Origin of the sequence: Anoxynatronum sibiricum (genome assembly GCF_039414295.1) — a bacterium.
GTDB lineage: Bacteria > Bacillota > Clostridia > Peptostreptococcales > Tindalliaceae > Anoxynatronum > Anoxynatronum sibiricum.
Map to the genome: position 1 here is coordinate 235,902 of NZ_JBCITM010000002.1, position 20,884 is coordinate 256,785.

At 43.4% G+C, this 20,884-nt stretch carries 24 protein-coding genes; all 24 read right to left on the reverse strand.

The window, feature by feature from the left end; genetic code table 11:
* Window positions 1-255: 255 nt before the first annotated feature.
* Window positions 256-1,497 carry a hypothetical protein gene (locus AAIG11_RS03100; protein ID WP_343184804.1) on the reverse strand — a complete coding sequence of 414 codons (1,242 nt, stop codon included), beginning with the start codon at window positions 1,495-1,497 and terminating at the stop codon, window positions 256-258.
* Window positions 1,498-1,518: 21 nt separating this feature from the next.
* Entirely contained in the window at window positions 1,519-1,962 is a 444-nt protein-coding gene (gene fliJ, locus AAIG11_RS03105; protein ID WP_343184805.1) for a flagellar export protein FliJ, read from the reverse strand.
* A gap of 14 nt (window positions 1,963-1,976) precedes the next feature.
* Complete coding sequence (gene fliI / locus AAIG11_RS03110; RefSeq protein WP_343184806.1) at window positions 1,977-3,293, reverse strand: flagellar protein export ATPase FliI; 1,317 nt, start codon at window positions 3,291-3,293, stop codon at window positions 1,977-1,979.
* Complete coding sequence (locus AAIG11_RS03115) at window positions 3,293-4,087, reverse strand: FliH/SctL family protein (protein ID WP_343184928.1); 795 nt, start codon at window positions 4,085-4,087, stop codon at window positions 3,293-3,295. The genes fliI and AAIG11_RS03115 overlap by 1 nt, the downstream gene beginning before the upstream one ends.
* Window positions 4,071-5,090, reverse strand: coding sequence for a flagellar motor switch protein FliG (gene fliG, locus AAIG11_RS03120; RefSeq protein WP_283408391.1), 1,020 nt, complete (start codon window positions 5,088-5,090; stop codon window positions 4,071-4,073). The genes AAIG11_RS03115 and fliG overlap by 17 nt, the downstream gene beginning before the upstream one ends.
* Window positions 5,091-5,102: 12 nt before the next feature.
* Window positions 5,103-6,626, reverse strand: coding sequence for a flagellar basal-body MS-ring/collar protein FliF (gene fliF, locus AAIG11_RS03125; protein ID WP_343184807.1), 1,524 nt, complete (start codon window positions 6,624-6,626; stop codon window positions 5,103-5,105).
* A gap of 30 nt (window positions 6,627-6,656) precedes the next feature.
* Window positions 6,657-6,956 carry a flagellar hook-basal body complex protein FliE gene (gene fliE / locus AAIG11_RS03130; protein WP_343184808.1) on the reverse strand — a complete coding sequence of 100 codons (300 nt, stop codon included), beginning with the start codon at window positions 6,954-6,956 and terminating at the stop codon, window positions 6,657-6,659.
* A gap of 25 nt (window positions 6,957-6,981) precedes the next feature.
* Window positions 6,982-7,425: a flagellar basal body rod protein FlgC gene (gene flgC, locus AAIG11_RS03135; RefSeq protein ID WP_343184809.1), complete on the reverse strand. Its 444-nt coding sequence runs from the start codon at window positions 7,423-7,425 to the stop codon at window positions 6,982-6,984.
* 2 nt (window positions 7,426-7,427) lie between these two features.
* Window positions 7,428-7,835, reverse strand: coding sequence for a flagellar basal body rod protein FlgB (gene flgB / locus AAIG11_RS03140; RefSeq protein WP_343184810.1), 408 nt, complete (start codon window positions 7,833-7,835; stop codon window positions 7,428-7,430).
* Window positions 7,836-8,081: 246 nt separating this feature from the next.
* Complete coding sequence (gene codY, locus AAIG11_RS03145) at window positions 8,082-8,861, reverse strand: GTP-sensing pleiotropic transcriptional regulator CodY (protein ID WP_343184811.1); 780 nt, start codon at window positions 8,859-8,861, stop codon at window positions 8,082-8,084.
* 94 nt (window positions 8,862-8,955) lie between these two features.
* Entirely contained in the window at window positions 8,956-11,058 is a 2,103-nt protein-coding gene (topA, locus tag AAIG11_RS03150; protein WP_343184812.1) for a type I DNA topoisomerase, read from the reverse strand.
* A gap of 51 nt (window positions 11,059-11,109) precedes the next feature.
* Window positions 11,110-12,198, reverse strand: coding sequence for a DNA-processing protein DprA (dprA, locus tag AAIG11_RS03155; protein ID WP_343184813.1), 1,089 nt, complete (start codon window positions 12,196-12,198; stop codon window positions 11,110-11,112).
* 4 nt (window positions 12,199-12,202) lie between these two features.
* Window positions 12,203-13,738 carry a YifB family Mg chelatase-like AAA ATPase gene (locus AAIG11_RS03160; protein WP_343184814.1) on the reverse strand — a complete coding sequence of 512 codons (1,536 nt, stop codon included), beginning with the start codon at window positions 13,736-13,738 and terminating at the stop codon, window positions 12,203-12,205.
* A 95-nt stretch (window positions 13,739-13,833) separates the two neighbouring features.
* The gene (locus AAIG11_RS03165) at window positions 13,834-14,193 is read right to left on the reverse strand and encodes a YraN family protein (RefSeq protein WP_343184815.1); all 360 of its coding nucleotides are present in this window, start codon (window positions 14,191-14,193) and stop codon (window positions 13,834-13,836) included.
* A gap of 4 nt (window positions 14,194-14,197) precedes the next feature.
* Window positions 14,198-14,821 carry a ribonuclease HII gene (locus tag AAIG11_RS03170; protein WP_343184816.1) on the reverse strand — a complete coding sequence of 208 codons (624 nt, stop codon included), beginning with the start codon at window positions 14,819-14,821 and terminating at the stop codon, window positions 14,198-14,200.
* Window positions 14,818-15,675 (reverse strand): ribosome biogenesis GTPase YlqF, encoded by an 858-nt coding sequence (gene ylqF / locus AAIG11_RS03175; RefSeq protein WP_343184817.1) that lies wholly within the window; start codon window positions 15,673-15,675, stop codon window positions 14,818-14,820. The genes AAIG11_RS03170 and ylqF overlap by 4 nt, the downstream gene beginning before the upstream one ends.
* A gap of 45 nt (window positions 15,676-15,720) precedes the next feature.
* Window positions 15,721-16,065 (reverse strand): 50S ribosomal protein L19, encoded by a 345-nt coding sequence (rplS, locus tag AAIG11_RS03180; RefSeq protein WP_283408379.1) that lies wholly within the window; start codon window positions 16,063-16,065, stop codon window positions 15,721-15,723.
* 103 nt (window positions 16,066-16,168) lie between these two features.
* A complete protein-coding gene (trmD, locus tag AAIG11_RS03185; RefSeq protein ID WP_343184818.1) occupies window positions 16,169-16,909 on the reverse strand; it encodes a tRNA (guanosine(37)-N1)-methyltransferase TrmD in 741 nt (246 codons plus the stop codon).
* Complete coding sequence (rimM, locus tag AAIG11_RS03190; RefSeq protein WP_343184819.1) at window positions 16,906-17,409, reverse strand: ribosome maturation factor RimM; 504 nt, start codon at window positions 17,407-17,409, stop codon at window positions 16,906-16,908. Before rimM ends, trmD begins: the two co-directional genes overlap by 4 nt.
* 66 nt (window positions 17,410-17,475) lie before the next feature.
* Window positions 17,476-17,703 (reverse strand): KH domain-containing protein, encoded by a 228-nt coding sequence (locus tag AAIG11_RS03195; protein ID WP_283408376.1) that lies wholly within the window; start codon window positions 17,701-17,703, stop codon window positions 17,476-17,478.
* A gap of 27 nt (window positions 17,704-17,730) precedes the next feature.
* Window positions 17,731-17,979 carry a 30S ribosomal protein S16 gene (gene rpsP, locus AAIG11_RS03200; protein ID WP_283408375.1) on the reverse strand — a complete coding sequence of 83 codons (249 nt, stop codon included), beginning with the start codon at window positions 17,977-17,979 and terminating at the stop codon, window positions 17,731-17,733.
* Window positions 17,980-18,062: 83 nt separating this feature from the next.
* Complete coding sequence (gene ffh / locus AAIG11_RS03205; protein WP_343184820.1) at window positions 18,063-19,409, reverse strand: signal recognition particle protein; 1,347 nt, start codon at window positions 19,407-19,409, stop codon at window positions 18,063-18,065.
* 12 nt (window positions 19,410-19,421) lie between these two features.
* Window positions 19,422-19,799, reverse strand: coding sequence for a YlxM family DNA-binding protein (ylxM, locus tag AAIG11_RS03210; RefSeq protein WP_343184821.1), 378 nt, complete (start codon window positions 19,797-19,799; stop codon window positions 19,422-19,424).
* Between the two features lie 76 nt (window positions 19,800-19,875).
* Window positions 19,876-20,841, reverse strand: coding sequence for a signal recognition particle-docking protein FtsY (gene ftsY, locus AAIG11_RS03215; RefSeq protein ID WP_343184822.1), 966 nt, complete (start codon window positions 20,839-20,841; stop codon window positions 19,876-19,878).
* Window positions 20,842-20,884: the final 43 nt, after the last annotated feature.

Here is a 20,884-nt window from a genome sequence, read left to right on the forward strand (position 1 = left end):
ACGTTTGTAGTGTTTCTGACTGTGCAGCATTGCTTTTGTTCATCGGTCGATAGCGTTCATCTTTTCCCCGCTGATTGATTCTGTTATTACTTTTTTCAATTGAGCTTTTCAGCAAGCCATCGAAGGATTCAGATGTAGCTGACCTTTTTTGAACTGAGTTGTCTGCTCTTTGCTGCAAGGCAGGCATCCATACATTTTGATCAACTCTCTGCATATTTTCACCTCCTTTCAGTATAAATGACTGACATATCTATTCTACTCCCCGTAAAGCTTTTGGGAGAGTAAAACCGCTCTTGGGGTACTGAGTTGGCCCAGCAACTCCGAAATTAAGGCTGGCTTCATTTTATTTAGAACATCTATGACTAACTGTTCTTCAGTAATCACAATCTGATCTTCCGGCGAAAAAATATGCTGCTGTACGATGGTGTTGCTCACCAGCATTCGTTCCACCAGAGGTGCCAGCTCTGCTAAATCCATTCGCTGATATACTGCTACCAGTTCCTGTACTTTTCGGTTGTAATCCTGATAGACACTGACTGCTTCTGTTAATTGGTTAGTTCTTCCATCTCTTGATTCAACCAGTTGTTCCAGCTGCATCATTTCCTTTAGAAGTTGTTGCATCATTTCCGGATCTTCAGATCGGGCCAGTATTCTCCCGCCTTTGCTGACACTCATTTGATGGTATAAAAAAGCAAGGTCTGTCAGCGGATGTTCATTTTCAGTTGTCAACAATGGAATAAGTTCATCAACACGTTTTCTGCTGTATAAGTTTGACTGCTGAATCAATACCTGTTCATGACTTAGCTGGAAGGCCACTTGCTTATCAATCTCTGACAAGAGGGATCCCGGCAACTGATTGCGTACCTGCTGAACCAGACTATCATCAAGATAGCGCATATAGTAGGCCGCTTGTGCTGGCGCAAACTGATGAAACAATTGTCCCAACTCTTCAGATCTGATTTCACCGGAGCGATGCATTCTTTGAATTTCGTTGACGGCATTTGGACGTGTTAGCGAGGTGAAATAACTTGACAGGGCCGATGAACGGGCAAGCAGGTCCTGCTCAACCTCTTCAAGGATGCGGACAAGTGTGTCATCATTGACAAATGCCCGCTGTAATTTTTCAGTCACATCTGCCATTTTTCGGGGATTTTCGCGATTCATCATTAACAGTAGATCCTGATAGAGCTGCTCGTCTTCAGCTCGAATTACCAACAGTTTATCGACAATGCGATCCTGATCCATGGTGATATAATGACGGGCAATATCCCGTTTCAAAACATCCTGATCTTCTGGTGTTGGTAAAGACCTGAAGTAATTTCCCGCTGGGCCTGGAATCAAAGACAATACATTGTTTGTGGATTGTTTAAAAGATTCGTTGCTGACATAAAGGACACCTATCGTCACAATGGGAATTAACAATACTACCAAAACAACAATAAGGATAGTTTTAAAGGAACCAGTTTTTTCATCTCTTTCCTGAATGGCTTCCGACATCGCGACCTCCTTGTTGCACAACTATTTCAATGCATTTTTAAAGGATACGAACTGGTCGATACCGGCCCGCTCAATTTTTTGCTCTGTTTCACGAAAGGATTCTAAATCTTTTTCTTTAATTTTTTCAAATTTGCGAGTCTCTTTTTTTGCTTCTACCAATATATTTCGGCATTTTTCCACTTCTTCTTCAGCATCATCAATCATCGTCTGCTGCAGACGGATCAAATCCTGAAACCATTGTATTTGATTTGACTTCAGTTGCATCTCTGACACACGTACCTGTTGGTGGATTGACTCGTGCCAGAGTGACAGTGCTTTCTCGTGTTGTTCGGTTAAATGTGCTAATCTATTCTTTTCTTCCTCCAGCTTTCCAACAGCCTCTCCCAGCTTCATTTTGGCTTCATCTTCTTTTTTTACCTTATAAGCAAGCAGGTTTTCGAAACGAAATTCAAATCCTTTTGGCATTGCCAGCAACTCCCTTACTCTTGAAGCAACTCTGCCATCAATTCAAGCGTGCGATCATATGTCGTCGGCTCATGAACATCTTGTTGGAGAAACTGATTGATGGCTTCTATTTTTTCAATTGCATAGTCAATTTTTCGATTGGAACCTCTTGCATAGGCTCCTATGCTAATCAAATCTTCAGCTTCTTGATATGTTGAAAGGATCTCCTTTACTTCATTCGCCATTCGTGTATGTTCCTTTGCAACGATATTTGGCATTACACGACTTAGACTTGCCAATACATCGATGGCTGGGTAGTGAGTTCTGTTGGCAAGCTTTCTGGATAGTACGATATGCCCGTCAAGTATTCCCCGTACAGCATCGGCAATAGGTTCATTGAGGTCATCACCATCCACAAGAACTGTATATAAGCCAGTGATGGCACCATTTTCAGAAGTTCCTGACCGCTCAAGCAGCTTTGGCAATACCGCAAAAACCGATGGTGTATATCCCTTTGTTACCGGTGGTTCTCCAATTGCAAGGCCAATTTCTCGTTGAGCCATAGAAAATCTGGTAATGGAGTCCATCATCAACATCACATTCAATCCTTCATCCCGGAAATACTCAGCTACTGCACTGGCCAGGAGTGCGCCTTTCATGCGAATCAGAGGAGGTTGGTCTGACGTGGCAACAATGACAACTGAGCGCTTTAAACCATCTTGTTGAAGATCGTTGTCAATGAACTCCCTTACCTCACGACCACGCTCGCCAATCAGGGCAATCACATTGACATCCGCCTGAGTGTTTCTGGCAATCATGCCCAGCAATGTACTTTTACCCACACCACTACCTGCAAAAATACCAATCCTTTGGCCATTACCGCATGTCAGCAGACCATCAATAGCTCTTACACCCAAAGGCAATGCATCCAGAATGCGACTTCTTTCAAGAGGGTTTAGCGGCTGTCCCATCACCTGATAGCTGGTTGAACCCTGAATAGGCGCTTTTCCATCAAGGGGGTTTCCTAAGCCGTCCAAAACTCTTCCCAGCAGCTGGTTGCCAACTTTGACCTTTAAGCTCGTGCCCGTAGCTTCAACTTTGCTTCCCGGACCAATTCCTTCCATATCTCCCAACGGCATTAGCAACACTTTTTTTTCTTTGAAACCAACCACTTCTGCCATGAGAGGTTTTGAATCTTTAAATGTATAGATTTTGCAAATTTCACCAATCCTCACAGAGGGACCAACTGACTCAATCGTCAGCCCAATCACTTGGGATACCCTTCCAAAGTACTTGATTAGTTCTGCCTGCTGGAGCGCTTCATGATATTTATTGAGTTCTATGGCAGGCATTAGTCATCCCCACTTTTCAACAATTCTGTGAAGGCTGCTTCAATTTGACGAAGTTGCGTTTCAATACCGGCATCAACCTGCCCCGAGGCAGTTTCTATGACAACACTCCCCGGACTCATGGAAGGGTCGCTTTTCACCTCTATATCATAGATGCCTTCTGTCATTAAATAGATGCGATTTTGGTAAGCATATACCAAATCGTAATCCATTTCACTCACGTGAATAACCAGATTTTCTGTATAATTGCACTTTTTGAGGCCTTCTTCAATCAGGGTGAAGATGCTCTCTTGATTGTCTTGCATTTCTGACTGAATCACGCGTCGGGAAGTTTGAATGACCAATTGAACAATCTGAGATTCAAGTTCCTTAGCTAATCGATTTCTCTCATCTATCGCCTGTTGTTTAAGTTGCTTCGCTTCCAGCAAAATCGACATCGTTTCCTGATAGCCAGATTCTTTACCCTCTGCAGAGCCAGCCTCAAAACCGGCATGATACCCTTCTTCTTTAGCTTGTTCCAGTGCTTTAAGACTATCCTGGTAGCTTTTCTCGAGAATTTCAGCAGCTTCTTTTTCGGCCTGCTCAATAAGCATCGTTGACTCTTCTTCGGCTTTGGAAATAATGGATTCTCTTTCTTGATGCCATGTTTCATACGCTGGATAGCTTTCATTAGGCATGTCATCATTTTCGGGCAGCGTTATTTCTTTTTTCTGGCTCTGAAAAGCACGTGCTTTAATTTCAATTTTATCGCCGATCTGCAATTGACTGGATTTGTAAATTTTATACAATAATGTCATCCCCTCCACCACGAGCAATAATAATATCTCCGGAGTCTTCCAATTTTCTGATGACATTGACAATCTTCTGCTGTGCTTCTTCCACATCTCGTAGACGTATGGGACCCATAAACTCCATATCTTCACGTATCATTTCAGCCATGCGCTTAGACATGTTGCTGTAGAATACATTTGCCAGTTCTTCCGTGGCTCCCTTGAGGGCAATCGCCATGTCACTGTTGTCAATTTCACGGATGAACCGTTGAATAGAGGTGCTGTCCAGGTTGATGATATCTTCAAAGACAAACATTTTCTTGCGAATTTGCTCTGCCAGTTCAGCGTCTTGAATTTCAAGTGTATCCATGATGTTTTTCTCTGTCCCGCGATCAACTGCATTGAGGATGTCAACAATCGTTTGAATGCCGCCAGCACTGGTATAATCCTGACTTACCAATGATGATAGGTTTTTTTCTAGAACCATCTCCACTTCTTTGATGATCTCGGGAGAAGTTCGATCCATGGTCGCAATCCGTTGTGCAACCTCGGACTGCTTCTCCTGCGGCAATGCTGACAGAACCTGTGATGATTGCTCTGGAGACAAGTATGCCAATATGAGTGCAATAGTTTGAGGGTGTTCATTCTGAATAAAGTTAAGTAAGTGACTTGGGTCTGCCTTGCGAGCAAAGTCGAATGGTTTAACCTGAAGAGAGGCGGTCAGCTTGTTGATGATATCCATGGCTCTTTCAGATCCAAGTGCTTTTTCCAGCACATCTTTTGCGTAGTTAATACCGCCTTCAGAAATGTATTCCTGCGCCACACATATTTGATAAAACTCTTCAAGAATACGTTCCTTTTCTTCAGGTGCCACTTTTTTCATATTGGCAATTTCCAGTGTTAATTCTTCAATTTCTTCATCATGAAGGTTTTTGAAAATCTGCGATGAATACTCCGGCCCCAGGCTGATCAACAAGATAGCAGCCTTCTCTTTGCCGCTCAGTTGACCTTTAGAACCCCGCTTACTCATAATTGTCCACCCCTAATCCTCGCTGAGCCAGTTTCTCAACAGATGTGAAATCGCTTCAGGATTTTTATCAACCAATTTTTCAATTTGTTGTTTTACCTGAGAACCTGACATTTCCAGGTCGAGTTCATCTTCAGGCACTTGGTCTTGAAATGCCATATCCAATTCAAGATCATTCTCTGGTTCTTTTCTGGTGAATCGTCTATATAGAAGAAAACTGCCCACCAGCGCAACCACAGCCAACACCACCAGCAACCACACTGGAATAACCGGAGCAACAGCAGTAGAAAAGTCTGGCACGACTGGTACATCGAACCGTTGAACACCGACCTGAACAACTCTTGTATCCAGGCCAGCGGCTGCAGAGATGATACTCATCAGTTCTGTGCGTTCATCATCCGTTAAGTTGCCATCTGGCAGTGCATCACTATTGATGAAAACCGCAACAGTAATATCTTGAACCTGCCCTTGTGCTTTGATTATTTTCTGTCGGAGTTCGTTGATCTCATAGTTGATCGTTCTACTGGCTTCTTCGTATGTAGTGGTTGTTCCATCCATCTCAACATACTGGACGACATCTTCCACATTTGGGTCTGTTCCAGGGACTGCCCCTCCACCCTCAGAAACAGAGGATCGGTGCAATTCCTGCAGACTTCTGGCTATTCCTTCAGTTTCATCTTCAATTGGTGGTGAAAACTGCTGGATTTCAGTTACTTCACTGTTGAAATCAAGTCTGACATTCGCCATAACAACCACATTTCCATACCCATAAACAGTTGACAAAAAGTCAGTGATGCTTTTTTCAAGGTCACTCTTAACCGTTCGCTGCATAGTGAGCTGGTTGCCTACTTCCATGGCTTCAGTAGATTCCTGGAGTTGGCTCAAAACACGTCCATCGGGTCCGTGAACTGTCACATTTTCTGGAATCAATCCATCAACCGCATTCGACACCAATACTGCAATGCCATTGACACTGGCATCATCAAGCTGGTTTTGTAGATCTAAAAAAACTGATGCTTTTGAAAAGGACTGTTCATCACCAAGGAGAAAACCTGAACGTTCAGGAATCGAGATGTTAACAACTGCCTTTCGGACCCCTGGAATTTCTTCTATGGTAGCTGCCAGAAAGTTTTGTTGGGCCAGTTGAATCCTTCTGGAACGTTCTTCACTTGTCATCATAAAAGAATTGCCCGAAAAAGCCTCTTCAAATGAAAATCTGGCGGTAGGCAGGCCTTCGGTCGCTACAACCACCTGAGCTCTTTTTTCGTCACTCTTGGGCACTTCAATAATTCGACTGGTTGCCCCCAGCTGCGCTCGAATATTATTAGCCTGAAGGGCATTCATAACCTCTCCTGATTGTTGAGGGTCTAAATTGTCATAAAGAACAACATACTCAGTTCTCGTCACATAAAAAATAACGCCCGTCGCAATCAACAGGACCAACGCCAGTGCGACAGCCATAGTGATCTTTTGTTTTTTGGTGTATTGTAGAAAAAACTCATTAAGCTGTGCACGTATTTTTTCAAGAGCCTCTGCCATCGATCCTGTTCACCTCAACTTATTGGTTGATTAAATTTGCATCCGCATTATTTCTCGATATGCTTCCATTACTTTCCCACGCACCGCTGCTACCATTTGAAAAGCAATCTCAGCTTTTTGTCCGGCAATGATCACATCATGCAAATTATCCACTTGACCCGTGGCCAGTTTCTCGGCGTATTGATTTGATTCCAATTGAAGCTCATTGGTTTCCCTAAGGGCGTTCTCCATCACTGCCAAAAATGAACTTTGCTCCTGATTTGTCTGCTTTTGATCAAATAAACCAAGGCTGCTTTCCGTCATTAAACGACTGACCGACATCAATTCCATTGTTCATTCCTCCCGAATCTTTAACCTATCTTCCAATTTCCAGTGCACGTTGAGCCATATTTTTTGATGTATTCATGGCATTAACATTCGCCTCATATGCTCTGGATGCAGTGATCAAATTGGCCATTTCGGTCATGATATCAACATTGGGCATTTCCACATATCCTTCACTGTTTGCGTCAGGATGGCCTGGATCATACACCATTTTATTAGGTGCTGGATCATGATGAATGCCTGTTACCTCAACGCCACCAATGCCATATTGATTTTTGCTTGCCTGATTGAGGAAATGTGAGAAGGGAAGAGGAGATGTTTTTTCTCGAAATGTAACAACCTGTCGTCGATAGGGTGTGCCGCTGGCAGTTCTTGTGGTATTCGCATTTGCAATGTTCTTAGAGATAACATCCATGCGAAGTCTTTCGGCAGTCAATCCCGTCGCGCTAATGTTCATCGAATTGAAGAGGCTCATGGCTATTTACCTCCTTCTGTAATGGCTGTGCGCAATCTCTGAAAACTACTGTTCACTCGCGCACTGAGTGTTTGATATAACAGTTCATTTTTCACACGCTCGGCTGATTCAACATCGATATCAACATTGTTGCCATCTCTTCGAGTACTGTAAGATTGATGTTGTCTTACCTCATGTCGAACATCATCTATAGAAGCCGTTCCAATAGGCATATGCCGTTGATGTGTTTGCCAGCCCGCAAGGGATGAGCCGTTCAGCACATTCTGGAGAATCGATTCAAATTCAACGCTGCTTTTTTTAAATCCCGGCGTGTTCACGTTGGCGATGTTATTGCTGATAACTTCGTTTCGCTTCCACGATGCATCTAACGCTTTCGACATCATGTCAACATTTTGATAGAGATTTATCATTCTCGAGCTTCCTCCTTGTAAGTTGATGTTGGAAGAATGTATGCGCTATGCAAATCACCTGATGGGACATTATTTCACAAAGTCTATTATAGCACAGTGAAAGATTTTGGGGTCTTTTTTTTGAGCTTTTAACATATATTAAGACCATAGGATCAGTTATTACACCCTAAATACCGATCCTTAAATATATGGAAAAAAGAAGCCATTGAATAACGACTTCTTTCTTGTATCAATTTGTCACTATTGTTACCGTTTTAACTTTCGTAATTCCTCCAACAAACGTGTATTAAGAATACGGATATGGGTTCCTTTCATACCCAACGAGCGGGATTCGATCACTCCGGCGCTTTCAAACTTGCGAAGGGCATTCACAATAACCGATCGTGTAATTCCCACACGGTCAGCAATCTTGCTGGCGACAAGCAGCCCTTCAGTCCCGTTCAGTTCATTGAAGATATGTTCCACCGCCTCAAGCTCTGAATACGAAAGTGTGTCAATTGCCATTTTAACGACTGCTTTCTTGCGGGCTTCTTCTTCAATTTCATCAGATTTGGCTCTCAGAATTTCCAGACCAACAACAGTCGCACTGTATTCTGCCATCACCAAATCATCATCAGCGAACTCAGTGTCGTGCCTAGCCAGCACCATCGTCCCCAATCGTTGACCACTTCCGTTGATGGGAACCACCGTCACCAATTTATTATAACTTTGCACATCATACTTGAAAAGCTTAAGCAGTGCGTCTTTGGTGATGTTTGACTGTGTTTCTGTAACAAGAAGTAGTTGTTCGTTGTATTCTTCAGGAAATCTCTTTTCGCCGGTTTGCTCATCCAGGATAATCGGGCAGTCTGAAGTATCTGTCAAGCTGACACCAAGCACTTTTCCTTTCGAACTGGCAACATAGACATTTGCATCAAGAATATCGCTGAGGGTTCTGCACAATTCATTGAAAGATACGGCATTTTCTGATGATTTTTGAAGAATCGAATTGATTCTTCTGGTTTTTTCCAATAATGAAGCGGACATTACGGAACCTCCTTTTAGTTGTCGTTGTTATATGTGATCTTTCATATAACGTTTCTTCTGCATAATCAAATCCTAACACAATTATTCAAAAAATTCAACTTGTTTTTTCCGTCGTTTCCTCAAAATGTGCTTTTTCAAATCCGCACGTTTTGTCGGGACAAACCAGTTTAGTTTCTTTTTTGGTTTTTTTAATGGTCAGCAACGATTGACATTTGGGACATTTTTCATTTACAGGCTGATTCCACGAGACAAACCGACATTCCGGAAACTGGTTGCAGCCATAAAAGACGCGCCCTTTTTTGGATTTGCGTTCTACTACCTCTCCATTATCACATAGAGGACATGGGATTCCCAGCTTTTTAACGAAAGGTTTCGTATTGCTACATTCTGGATAGTTTGAACAAGCAAGAAATTTTCCATACCGCCCATACTTGATCAGCATTGGTGAACCACATTTGTCACACAGTTCATCACTTTCTTCAACAAAGTCAACTTCTTCAACATGTTCATCAGCATGTTTCAGCATTACTTCAAATGGTTCAAAAAATGAACGTATAATTCGCTTCCATTCTTCGTTGCCTGCTTCCACTTCATCCAGCTGCTTTTCCATCTCTGCTGTGAAATTGACTTCAATAATTTGACCAAAATAATCTTCAAGAAGTCGGGTGACTAACACTCCCAACTCAGTTGGCTTCAAATTCTTACTTTCTCTGATCACATATCCTCTTGAAAGAATTGTGCTGATGGTCGGTGCGTAGGTGCTGGGACGTCCAATGCCAAGTTCTTCCATCGCTTTGACCAGACTTGCTTCTGTATATCTGGCTGGCGGCTGGGTAAAATGCTGGGACGGCGTTGTGGCGTCTATATCAAAAATATCTCCCTCTTCAAGCCTTGGAAGCAATTGATCTTTCGCTACTGTGGCAAAACTATATACTTTCAGAAAGCCATCAAAAATCAAGCGGGAACCATTGGCTTTAAACTGGCACTCTTTTACATCGAACATGGCAACGATTGATTGATATCTTGCTGATTGCATACGGCTGGCGACGAATCGTTCCCAAATAAGTCGGTATAGTTTATACTGATCATTTGACAAAAATGATTTCAGTTCATCTGGGGTCTTCAAGACATCCGTTGGTCGAATGGCTTCATGCGCATCCTGAACTGCACCGCCTTGTTTTTTCTTTTTTGCAACACTGCTTTTGCTTTTGCTCAGATATTCTTTTCCATATTTATCCAGGATATAAGCCTGCACACCGGCCTCGGCTTCCTCTGATATTCGGGTTGAGTCTGTTCTTAAATAGGTAATAAGACCGACACTTCCATCCTTGCCAAGATCGATTCCTTCATAAAGCTGTTGTGCCACCATCATGGTTTTTCGTGTAGCAAAACCAATACGATTTGAAGCTTCTTGCTGCAAGGTACTGGTTGTGAACGGCTCTGCCGGATTGCGTTTCTTTTCTCCTTCTTTTATATGAGAAACAGACAACGTAGATTGATCAATGCGCTGTAATATGCGATCAACTGCATCCTGGTTTGGTAATTTCTTGTTGCCATTTTCATCCTGATGAAAAGCAACTTTCAACCGGTCTTTTCTTGAGTTAACAATGTCCAACTCTAAATTCCAATACTCCTGGGGTATAAAACGTTTAATTTCTTCTTCACGGTCTTTGATCATTTTAGTAGCAACTGACTGCACACGCCCCGCACTAAGACCTTTTCTCAGTTTTTTCCACAATAATGGACTCAGCTTGTAGCCAACCAGGCGATCCAACACGCGCCTAGCCTGTTGAGCGTCAACCAATTGCTTATCAATTACACGGGGGTTTTTCACAGCCGTTTTAATGGCATTTTTTGTAATTTCATTGAAAACAATCCGACACGGTTCTTCATCGGAGAGGTTGAGTGCCTTTGCCAGATGCCATGAGATGGCTTCGCCTTCCCGGTCAAGGTCAGTTGCCAGTAATACTTTTTTAGCTTTTTTTGCTTCCTTTTTTATCTCATTCAATATCGGACCTTTGCCTCGAATGGTAATATATTGCGGTTCAAAATCATGGTCAATATCCACTCCCATTTTACTTTTAGGCAGATCGATGATATGACCCACAGTCGCTTTAACTGTATAGTGACTACCAAGAAATTTCTTTATGGTTTTGGCTTTTGCCGGCGACTCGACAATGACCAGTGATTTGGACATGGAAACACCTCATTTGCATTTTAAAAACTCACGGTCGATTATATCAGGTTTTCAATATACTGTAAATGTTTTACCGGGCAGTTGTTGAATCAGGCCTTTCAGCTCGAGTACCGTCAGAAGCGAGTTGACTTCAGATACCGTTCTTCCAAGTCGATAAATTAACATCTCCATTTGTACCGGTCCCTCCGCAATCAAGTTCATCACTTCAAGTTCTGCCAGACTGAGCTGATTTTTCCAATCACCAGAATCTCTCACGGTTTTCGTTGAGTTCTTAACTTCTGGATAAGCATCAAGAAGATCATCGGTCTCCAGCACCATTCTTGCACCGTCACGAATAAGACGATTGGTCCCTGCACTTGATTTCTGATTGACATTGCCAGGCAATGCAAAAACTTCCCGTCCCTGCTCCATTGCAAAGTCAGCAGTAATTAATGCGCCACTCTTTTCACCAGCTTCCACGACAAACACACCTCGACACAACCCACTAATAATGCGATTTCTAGCCGGAAAGTAGTGTTTTTGAGGCTGTACACCAGGACCATATTCGCTCACCAGAGCCCCTGACTCTTCTATCTGATGGTAAAGAGATCGGTGTGCTGCAGGATATATTCCATCAATGCCGCCACCCAACACACCAATGGTATAACCGGCAACATCCAGCGTGCCTTGGTGTGCAGCAGCGTCAATCCCATAAGCTAATCCGCTGACGATCCCAATACCTTTGTTTGAAAGCTCCCGACTAAAGTGATCGGCCGCCCAAATTCCATAGCTTGTCGCCCGGCGTGCTCCAACAATGCCGAGAAATGGCAACTGCTTATCGAAGTGTCCTTTTATGTAAATCACCCACGGGGGGTCAAAAATGTGTTTTAAGTCTTCCGGGTATTCTTCATCCAAAAGTGTCTGGATGGAAAATTTATCCTGTGCGCAAAATGTGGTTTCCAACAGTTTTCCCCTGTTCTTGATACTGCTTGAAAGCAATCCTTTCATCTGTGGCCCTATTCCAGGTATGGATTCAATTTGATTTTCCGTAAGACTCATAACTTCTGAAAATGAATCGCAATAATCTCTAAGAACTGTCAGAGACTGAGAGTAATGACAGCCCGCCAAGCTCAAAGCAATAAGAGCATCTCGTTCTTTCATGGCATCAACTCCTTTTAAAATGATGCATGTTCCGAAACTGAAGTGCTTCAGCCAAGTGTTGCTGCCGGATGATTTCCGAGGCATCCAAATCAGCAATTGACCGAGCGACTTTTAAAATGCGGTGATAGCCTCTTGCACTTAGCTTCATACGATCAAATGCCTGCTTCATCATTTTCTCTGCATCTGGCTCAAGTGGACAGTATTGGTTAATTTGGGAAGGCTTTAAACCTGCATTAGTATAGCATGACGCTTTTTTGTAACGGTGTTGTTGTATTTCTCTTGCTTTTCTGACTTTTTCCCGCACATTTGCAGTGTTTTCTGAAGGCGTCTCCTTTGTCAGATCTTCATATGCAATACGTCTGGATTCAACGAACAAGTCTATCCTATCGAGCATTGGTCCAGATATTCTATTGGTATATCTTTGAACCTGATGAGGAGCACATTGACATATGTGTCCCTTTTCTTCAAACCCTGCATATCCGCAAGGACAAGGATTCATCGCCGCAACTAACATAAACTCACTGGGAAAAGAAAATGAACCCGCTGATCTTGAAACGATGACACAACCGTCTTCCAGTGGTTGTCTGAGAATTTCCATTGAGCGTTTGTCAAACTCAGGCAATTCATCCAAAAAAAGAACACCTCGATGGCTAAGGGAAATCTCTCCTGGTCTCGGAATTCGACCACCGCCTGCAAGAGCCACCGCCGAAGTCGTATGATGTGGTGCTCGAAAAGGCCGTTGCCTGAAAGATGCATTTTCAGGCGTCAGTAAACCTGCCGCACTTTGAATCACTGCCACTTCCATCGATTCATTGAAAGACATTTCCGGCAAAATTGCCGGTAATCTTCTTGCTGCCATGGTCTTCCCAGAACCAGGCGGGCCGATTAGCAGTAAATTATGTGCACCAGCGGCTGCAATTTCAAGTGATCGTTTCACATTTTCCTGTCCACGCAAATCAGCCAAAACAGGCCTTTCTTGCTTATGATCAGGACTGTTTTGTGAAAATGTTTCTGATTCAGCAAACGTTAAACCCTTCTGAATCATCGAGTTCAGTTCCCTCAAGTTTTTGGGAAAACAGCATTGCAACCCTTTTAACAACCCCGCTTCGTATCGGTTTTCCCATGGCAGAATGACCCGGCGATAACCCTGTCGTTGAAGCTCCATCATCATAGGTAACGCGCCATTAATTCGAAGAATAGAACCATCTAATGACAGTTCACCCAGCATGATTGCCTCTTTCAATGGTTCCGCGGGCAATTGGCCTGTGGAGAACAATATGGCTAAAGCAATGGGCAAATCAAAATGGCTGCCTTCCTTACGAGAGTCTGCTGGTGCCAAATTAACTGTCACTCGCTGCATTGGAAACTGAAACCCGCTGTTATCAATTGCTGCACGCACTCTATCACGCGATTCTTTTACCGCCGCATCGGGTAATCCAACAATGTTAACCGCAGGTAATCCATTGGACGTATCCACTTCAACATCGATTTTCAACACATGTAAACCAGTCAGGCTGGCTGTTGTCGTTTTTGAAAGCATCACTGTTCGCCCTTCCTTCTGATTTCCTTCACAGCAATGTGTACAAGTAACAGATGGTTTACCTATACAACTTCGATGTCCCTTGTCAAAAGCAATTATCCATTGAAAGTAAAAGCATTTTCAATATGATTAATCTGTTCTTCTCCATTTTTACATAAAATTTCAATCACATCGAAGCGGAATAATAGGTGGTTGATTCTATATCGCTGAATATACTGCTGCGCAATTTGATATATTTTCTTTTGTTTTGCATACGTTACCGATTCTCTGGGCAAGCCATATTGAGTTGACTTTCTAGTTTTAACCTCCACAAAAATAAGTATATGATCACGCCGCATGATGAGGTCCACTTCACCCAAACGACACCGATAGTTTCGACAAACGAGCTGATATCCATTTTTGATAAGATGTAGCAGCGCTGCCTGCTCACCTGCTTTTCCGGTCACTTGATTCATTATCTTAACCCTTTCCATTCATCAGTTTTCGAATAAATGTCAACCGATGCAAAGGACTTGGTCCATACTTCAGTAGAGCTTCCCGATGATTTTTGGTTGCATAACCTTTGTGTTGATTAAGTCCATATACCGGGTACTGCTCATGCCATGATTCGCACATCTGGTCACGTATGACTTTTGCGACGATGGATGCAGCTGCAATTCCGTGAACCTGATCTTCGCCATGTATCAATGACCTTTGGGGATACGGAAGATCAAGCACTTCAGCATCAATCAACAACGCCTCCGGTACTATCAGCTTTCCTTCTTTATCCCGGAGATCTTCAACCGCTAACTTCATCGCTTTTCGCGAGGCCTGTTTGATGTTGATACGATCAATTTCTTCAGCTGCTACCACACCAATGCCAACGGCCAATGCTTTTTCTTTGATAACCAAATATAGGGACGTGCGTTTTGATGGAGACAGCTTCTTTGAATCTTTCACACCATCCAGATGCTCATAGGGCTTTAGAATCACAGCAGCAGCTACGACTGGGCCGAAAAGACAACCGCGCCCAACTTCATCACAGCAGGCGATGCGGTGAATGTTTTTGTTCCAAAGAAGTTCTTCATGGTGAAATGGCTTCATGCAGTCACCTCATCCAATGGCTTTTCCAATGTAATACGCCCCAACTTACCACTCCGAAACTCTTCCAGCAAAATTCGGGCGATTCGCTGATAATCAATTTCGCCTGCCTTTAAAAGACATCCTCTTGCTTGGCCAATGGAATCAATATAGTCTATCAGCGGCTGAGTGACATCTCCTCCATATCGAGATTCCAGCAATAGTGGGTAATGTGTTTGCAATGTTTGCAATAGATTCCAAGCTAGTTCCTGTTGATCGACGATTTCATCACGAATTGCACCGGTCTGAGCTAGTCGGATTCCTGTGGCGGCATCCTCAAATTTCGGCCAAAGAATACCTGGCGTGTCTAATAATTCTATTCTGTCATGAACACGAATCCATTGCTTTCCTCTGGTAACGCCAGGTTTATCACCGGTTTTGGCGCTGCCTTTTCCTGCCAGCTGATTAATGAGCGTTGATTTGCCCACATTGGGAATTCCCACAACCATTACCCTGGCCGGCCGCGAATTTCTCCCCCTGGCTTTCAGTTGTGCCGCCTTTTCCTTAAACACCTTGTCAACAGATTCTTGCACCAGACGGTTAATACCACTCCTGGTTGCATTCACCTGAATCACTTCAAGGCCCTGTTGCTGAAAATACACTTGCCATAGTTTGTTCATGTGTTCATCGGCAAGGTCAACTTTGTTCAACACAACGATCCGCTTCTTATGTTGTAACAGGTTTGCCAGCTTCGGATTACTGCTGCTGTACGGTATGCGAGCGTCAAGAAGCTCCAGCACCAAATCTACCAACTGCAATTGCTCTTTCAGCAGGCTTTCTGTTTTTTTCATGTGTCCCGGGTACCAGTTAATGCTCATTTATTCACCCCTATAATGAAAGGGACTTCAAAGAGTCCCTTTTCACTACCGTTTTTCTTTGATTTTAAAAGCAGCTTTACCGATACGGTCACGGATATAGTGGAGTTTTGCTCTGCGAACCTTACCTCTTTTCATCACCTGAATCTTTTCAATCTTAGGTGAATGAACAGGGAAGGTTCTTTCTACACCAACACCTGAAGCAATTCTTCGAACTGTAAAGGTCTCACGCAATCCACCGCCCTGACGTTTGATGACGATTCCTTCAAACACCTGGATTCTTTCGCGATTGCCCTCTTTAACCTTGACATGCACTTTAACAGTATCACCCGTGTTAAACGTCACTTGATCCTGCTTTAAATGCTCTTGTTCCAATGTGCGAATTAAGTCCATGTTTGTCCCTCCTTCCTCAAGAACGTTCGTATGTTTACCATTTCATAGAGGAACGTTCGTCATCCTGCCATTATAACATGCAGGTACCTCTGGTACAATCCATTTATGATTCTTGCTTCAGTTTTTCAAGCCACTGAAGTTCTTTGGGAGATAACTCAGCTTTTGCGATCAGATCTGGTCTTTTTTGCCAGGTTTCACGAATTGACTCCCACCTGCGCCACTGTCGAATGTGTTCGTGATTTCCCGAAAGTAATGTGCGAGGTACTTTCAACCCACGATATTCGGGCGGGCGGGTGTAATGAGGGTATTCCAGCAAATCATTATAATGCGATTCATCCATGTAGCTTTGTTCATCTTTTAAGACACCGGGTATCAGTCTGACAATCGCATCAATCATCACTGCCGCCGGTAATTCGCCGCCAGTCAGCACATAATCGCCTATGGAAATCTCATCTGTCACCAGCGAATCAATGATGCGTTGATCAACGCCTTCATAATGACCACACAGAAAAATCAAAGCCTCTTCGCAGGCAAGCTCTACTGCCATTTTCTGTGTGAAAGTGTTTCCTTTGGGTGTGCAGTAAACCGTGCGGATTTTTTGATTGCCAGTGAGTTGCTTTGTCACATTGGAATGGGCTTCAAAAATAGGCGGCGGCGTCATCACCATGCCTCCGCCACCCCCATAGGGATAATCATCCACACTTCTGTGTCGGTCATTGGCATAATCACGAATCTGATGACAGTTAATGGAAAACAATTCTTTATCTCGTGCACGCTTGACAATGCTGTGACTGAAAACTTGTTCCAACAGTTCGGGAAACAATGTCAGAATATGAATTTTCATGAAAGCATCCCTTCAATGGGATCAATGACAATTTTTCCGTCTTCAGGAAGTATTTCCAGTACAAACACTTTCACTGCAGGCACCATCCATTCATCCTTCCCATCAGGAGAGGTGATGACATACACATCGTGAGCAGCCGTGCTGATAACTTGCGTCAGGGTGCCCATTTCTCGTCCATCCGGATAAACCGCCTGTAAGCCAACTAAGTCAGAAACATAGTGCCGGTCAGCATCCAGAACCGGCCGTTGGGTTTCGTCAGTGTAGAGGTGCTTACCACGAAGCATCTCTGCCTGGTCGATGTGATTCAATCCTTCAAAGTACAGTATCACATCTTTGGGTCTGATTTTAACCTCACTTATAACCCACTTCTGATCACTGCCTTCAATGTATACCCATTCCAATTCCAGAAATCGGGCAGCATCATCTGTCATAGGGCGGACACGCAGTCCTCCCTTGATTCCATGTGTCGTAGCAATAAAACCAACTTTAAGATATTTCATGTTTGAAACCTCCATCGCCAGATTTTTCAAATGTCTGTTACTGGCGCTGTTGGAATCTGTCTGGCGTTACAGGATTTCCACAATGACCTTTTTGCTTTCTTTTGTCGCCGCTGCTTTAATCACAGTGCGGATTGCTTTGGCAATTCGGCCTTGTTTTCCGATCACTTTTCCCATGTCTTCAGGCGCAACACGAAGCTCAATGATGATAGAAGAACTATTTTCCACTTCGTTTACCTGCACCTGATCCGGATGGTCCACCAGGGCTTTCGCAATAAGTTCCACCAGATAGCCCATGTCTTGATCCTCCCTCGCTCACCAGGATTATTGCTGCAGGACGCCATTGTTTTTCAGCAACACTCGAACTGTTTCGGTTGGTTTTGCACCATTAGAAATCCATTTTTGTGCCTTTTCCTGATCAATTTTAATTTCTTTGGGTTCTGATACAGGGTTATAGTAGCCAATTTCTTCAATGAATCGTCCGTCTCGAGGTGCTCGGCTGTCAGCCACAACAATACGGTAGAATGGACGTTTTTTAGCACCCATGCGCTTCAATCTGATTTTTACTGCCATGCTTTTTCACCTCCCTTTCATGCTTCTGGGACTTTCCTCCGGCAAAATGATTGCTCCAAGGAAATCCATTTATCAGTAAAGGTTTACATGCCGGGAAATGGCATTTTAAACCGTCCACCCTTTTTCATGCCCTTCTCCATATCCATAAACTGTTTCATCATTTTTCGTGTCTGTTCAAACTGTTTCAGCAATTTATTGACTTGCTGAATACTGGTGCCACTTCCCATAGCAATTCGCTTGCGTCTTGATCCGTTAATCAGGCCGGGATTGGAGCGTTCTTCCCGGGTCATTGACTGAATAATGGCTTCAATGTGTACCAGTTCCCGGTCATCAACTTCCAGATTCTTCAGTTGTTTGCCTCCCATTCCCGGAATCATCTGCAACACCTGGCTAAGAGGTCCCATATTTTTCATTTGCTGCAACTGATCGAGAAAATCATCGAAAGTGAACTGTTGTGTTCGCATTTTTTTCTCGAGTTCCTGGGCTTTTTTCAGATCAATATTGGATTGTGCTTTTTCAATCAGGCTAAGCATATCCCCCATACCCAGTATTCGAGAAGCCATTCTGTCAGGATGAAATGGTTCAAACTCATCAATTTTTTCGCCCATTCCTGCGAACTTAATCGGCTTTTGCGTGACTGCTCGAACAGAAAGTGCTGCACCGCCACGTGTATCACCATCAAGTTTTGTGAGAATCACACCGTCAATACCAATTTGCTCGTGAAACTGTTCTGCTACATTCACGGCATCCTGACCAGTCATGGAATCGACCACCAACAAGATTTCCTGTGGTTTAACAGCTGCTTTAATCTGCTGCAGTTCTTCCATTAACAGTTCATCAATATGCAGCCGCCCGGCAGTATCAATAATGACAGTATCAAGTCCCTGTCGATTGGCGTGTTCAACAGCAGCCTTGGATATATGCACCGGACTCGTTCCGTCTCCCATGGAGAAAACCGGCACATCCACTTGTCCGCCCACAGTTTTCAATTGCTGAATAGCTGCCGGGCGATAAATGTCACAAGCAACTAACAAAGGATTCTTTTGCTGTTTCTTTAGATGTTTTGCCAGTTTGCCACACGTGGTTGTCTTCCCCGAGCCCTGAAGACCCACCATCATATAGATTGTGGGGGGTTTGGAAGAAAAAGTAAGCTTGCTCTGGCCACTTCCCATCAAGGCGGTTAACTCTTCATTGACAATTTTAATCACGTGTTGTCCCGGGGTCAGGCTTTCCATTACTTCGTCTCCTACCGCCCGATCAGATACACGTTTGATAAAATCTTTCACCACTTTGAAGTTAACATCTGCTTCCAGCAAAGCCAGCTTTACTTCACGCATGGCTTCCTTCACGTCTTTTTCAGTAAGTTTCCCCTTGCTTTTCAGTTTACTGAGCGTATTTTGAAGTTTTTCGGAAAGTCCTTCAAATATCATAGGGCATGCTCCTTAAGAGGTGCTAATCTGATTAAGCTGCTCCAACGAAGACTTAATTCGTTTGATATGTGTCATTGATCCCTTAACAGCTTCAACGCCACTCATTTCCACTTCCATTTTTGCCAGGCATTCTTTCATTTGCAGAATAATACCGCTTTGACGCTGAAATATTTTCAGCAAACTCATCCGTTCTTCATATTGTTCCAGAAGTTTCTCTGTTCGCTTCAAATGATCATAAACTCCCTGTCGGGAGATGGTCATTTCTTCAGCAATTTCAGCCAGTGTAAAATCCTGGTTGTAGTAAAGATCCATCATTTGACGCTGCTTTTCAGTTAAAAGCGCCTGGTAGCAATCATAAAGCAATAAGATACCCGTGTTTTTATCCATCATTCTTTTCACCACTGTAAAGGTTATTTGCTTTACGGACACAAAGACATTTTACTTGATTCTCATATGCTTGTCAACCTTATATTTTGGTATCATCAACATTTGTATTTTCGTCGGTGTCTCCCAAAAGCGCCTCCGCAAATGAACTGGGATCAAAGGGTTGAAGATCCTCCAACTGTTCTCCTACACCAATCATTTTGACTGGCGTGCCCATTGACTTGGTGATCGCCAGCACGATACCTCCTTTTGCAGTTCCATCAAGTTTTGTCAGTACAATTCCCGTTAACTGGGCAACTTCACCAAATACTTTCGCCTGCTGGAGGGCATTCTGTCCGGTGGTGGCATCGAGAACCAGCAACACTTCTTTTTGAGCTTCTGGATATTCCCGGTCAACAACGCGAAAAATTTTACCCAATTCGTTCATCAGATTCTTCTTGTTGTGAAGCCTGCCTGCCGTATCACAGATTAAAATTTCACAGTTGCGCGCCTTCGCAGCATGAATGGCATCAAAGATGACTGCTGCAGGATCAGAGCCCTCTTGGTGACGTATTACAGGCACTTGGTTGCGCTGCCCCCATACTTCCAGTTGATCGATGGCACCGGCCCGGAATGTATCTCCCGCTGCCAACATCACCTCTTTCTGCTGTTGTTTGAAATAATGTGTCAGTTTTCCAATTGTCGTTGTTTTACCGACACCATTAACACCCACTACCAACACAACAGCGGGCGGTGGCTCCACCTGAAGTTCTCGATTTCCCGTGCTTAAAATATTGATGATCAGTTCTTTCAGAAGTGCTTTAACCTGATGTGGATCATCAGTTTTTACTTCTTTTACTTTTTCTCTTAATGATTCTATTAACTCCATTGTGATATCAAACCCAAGGTCTGCAGTGATGAGAATCTCTTCCAGCTCATCGTAAAATGCTTCGTCAATTTTGCCATATCCACTGATTAAGGCGTCAATTCTATCGGTAAATTCTTTTGTTGTTTTACTTAATCCTTGCTTTAATCGTTGAAAAAAACCTGTTTTAGTTTGTTCACTCACTAGTAGTTCCTCCCTGATTACTCATTTGCAGCATTTTTCACTG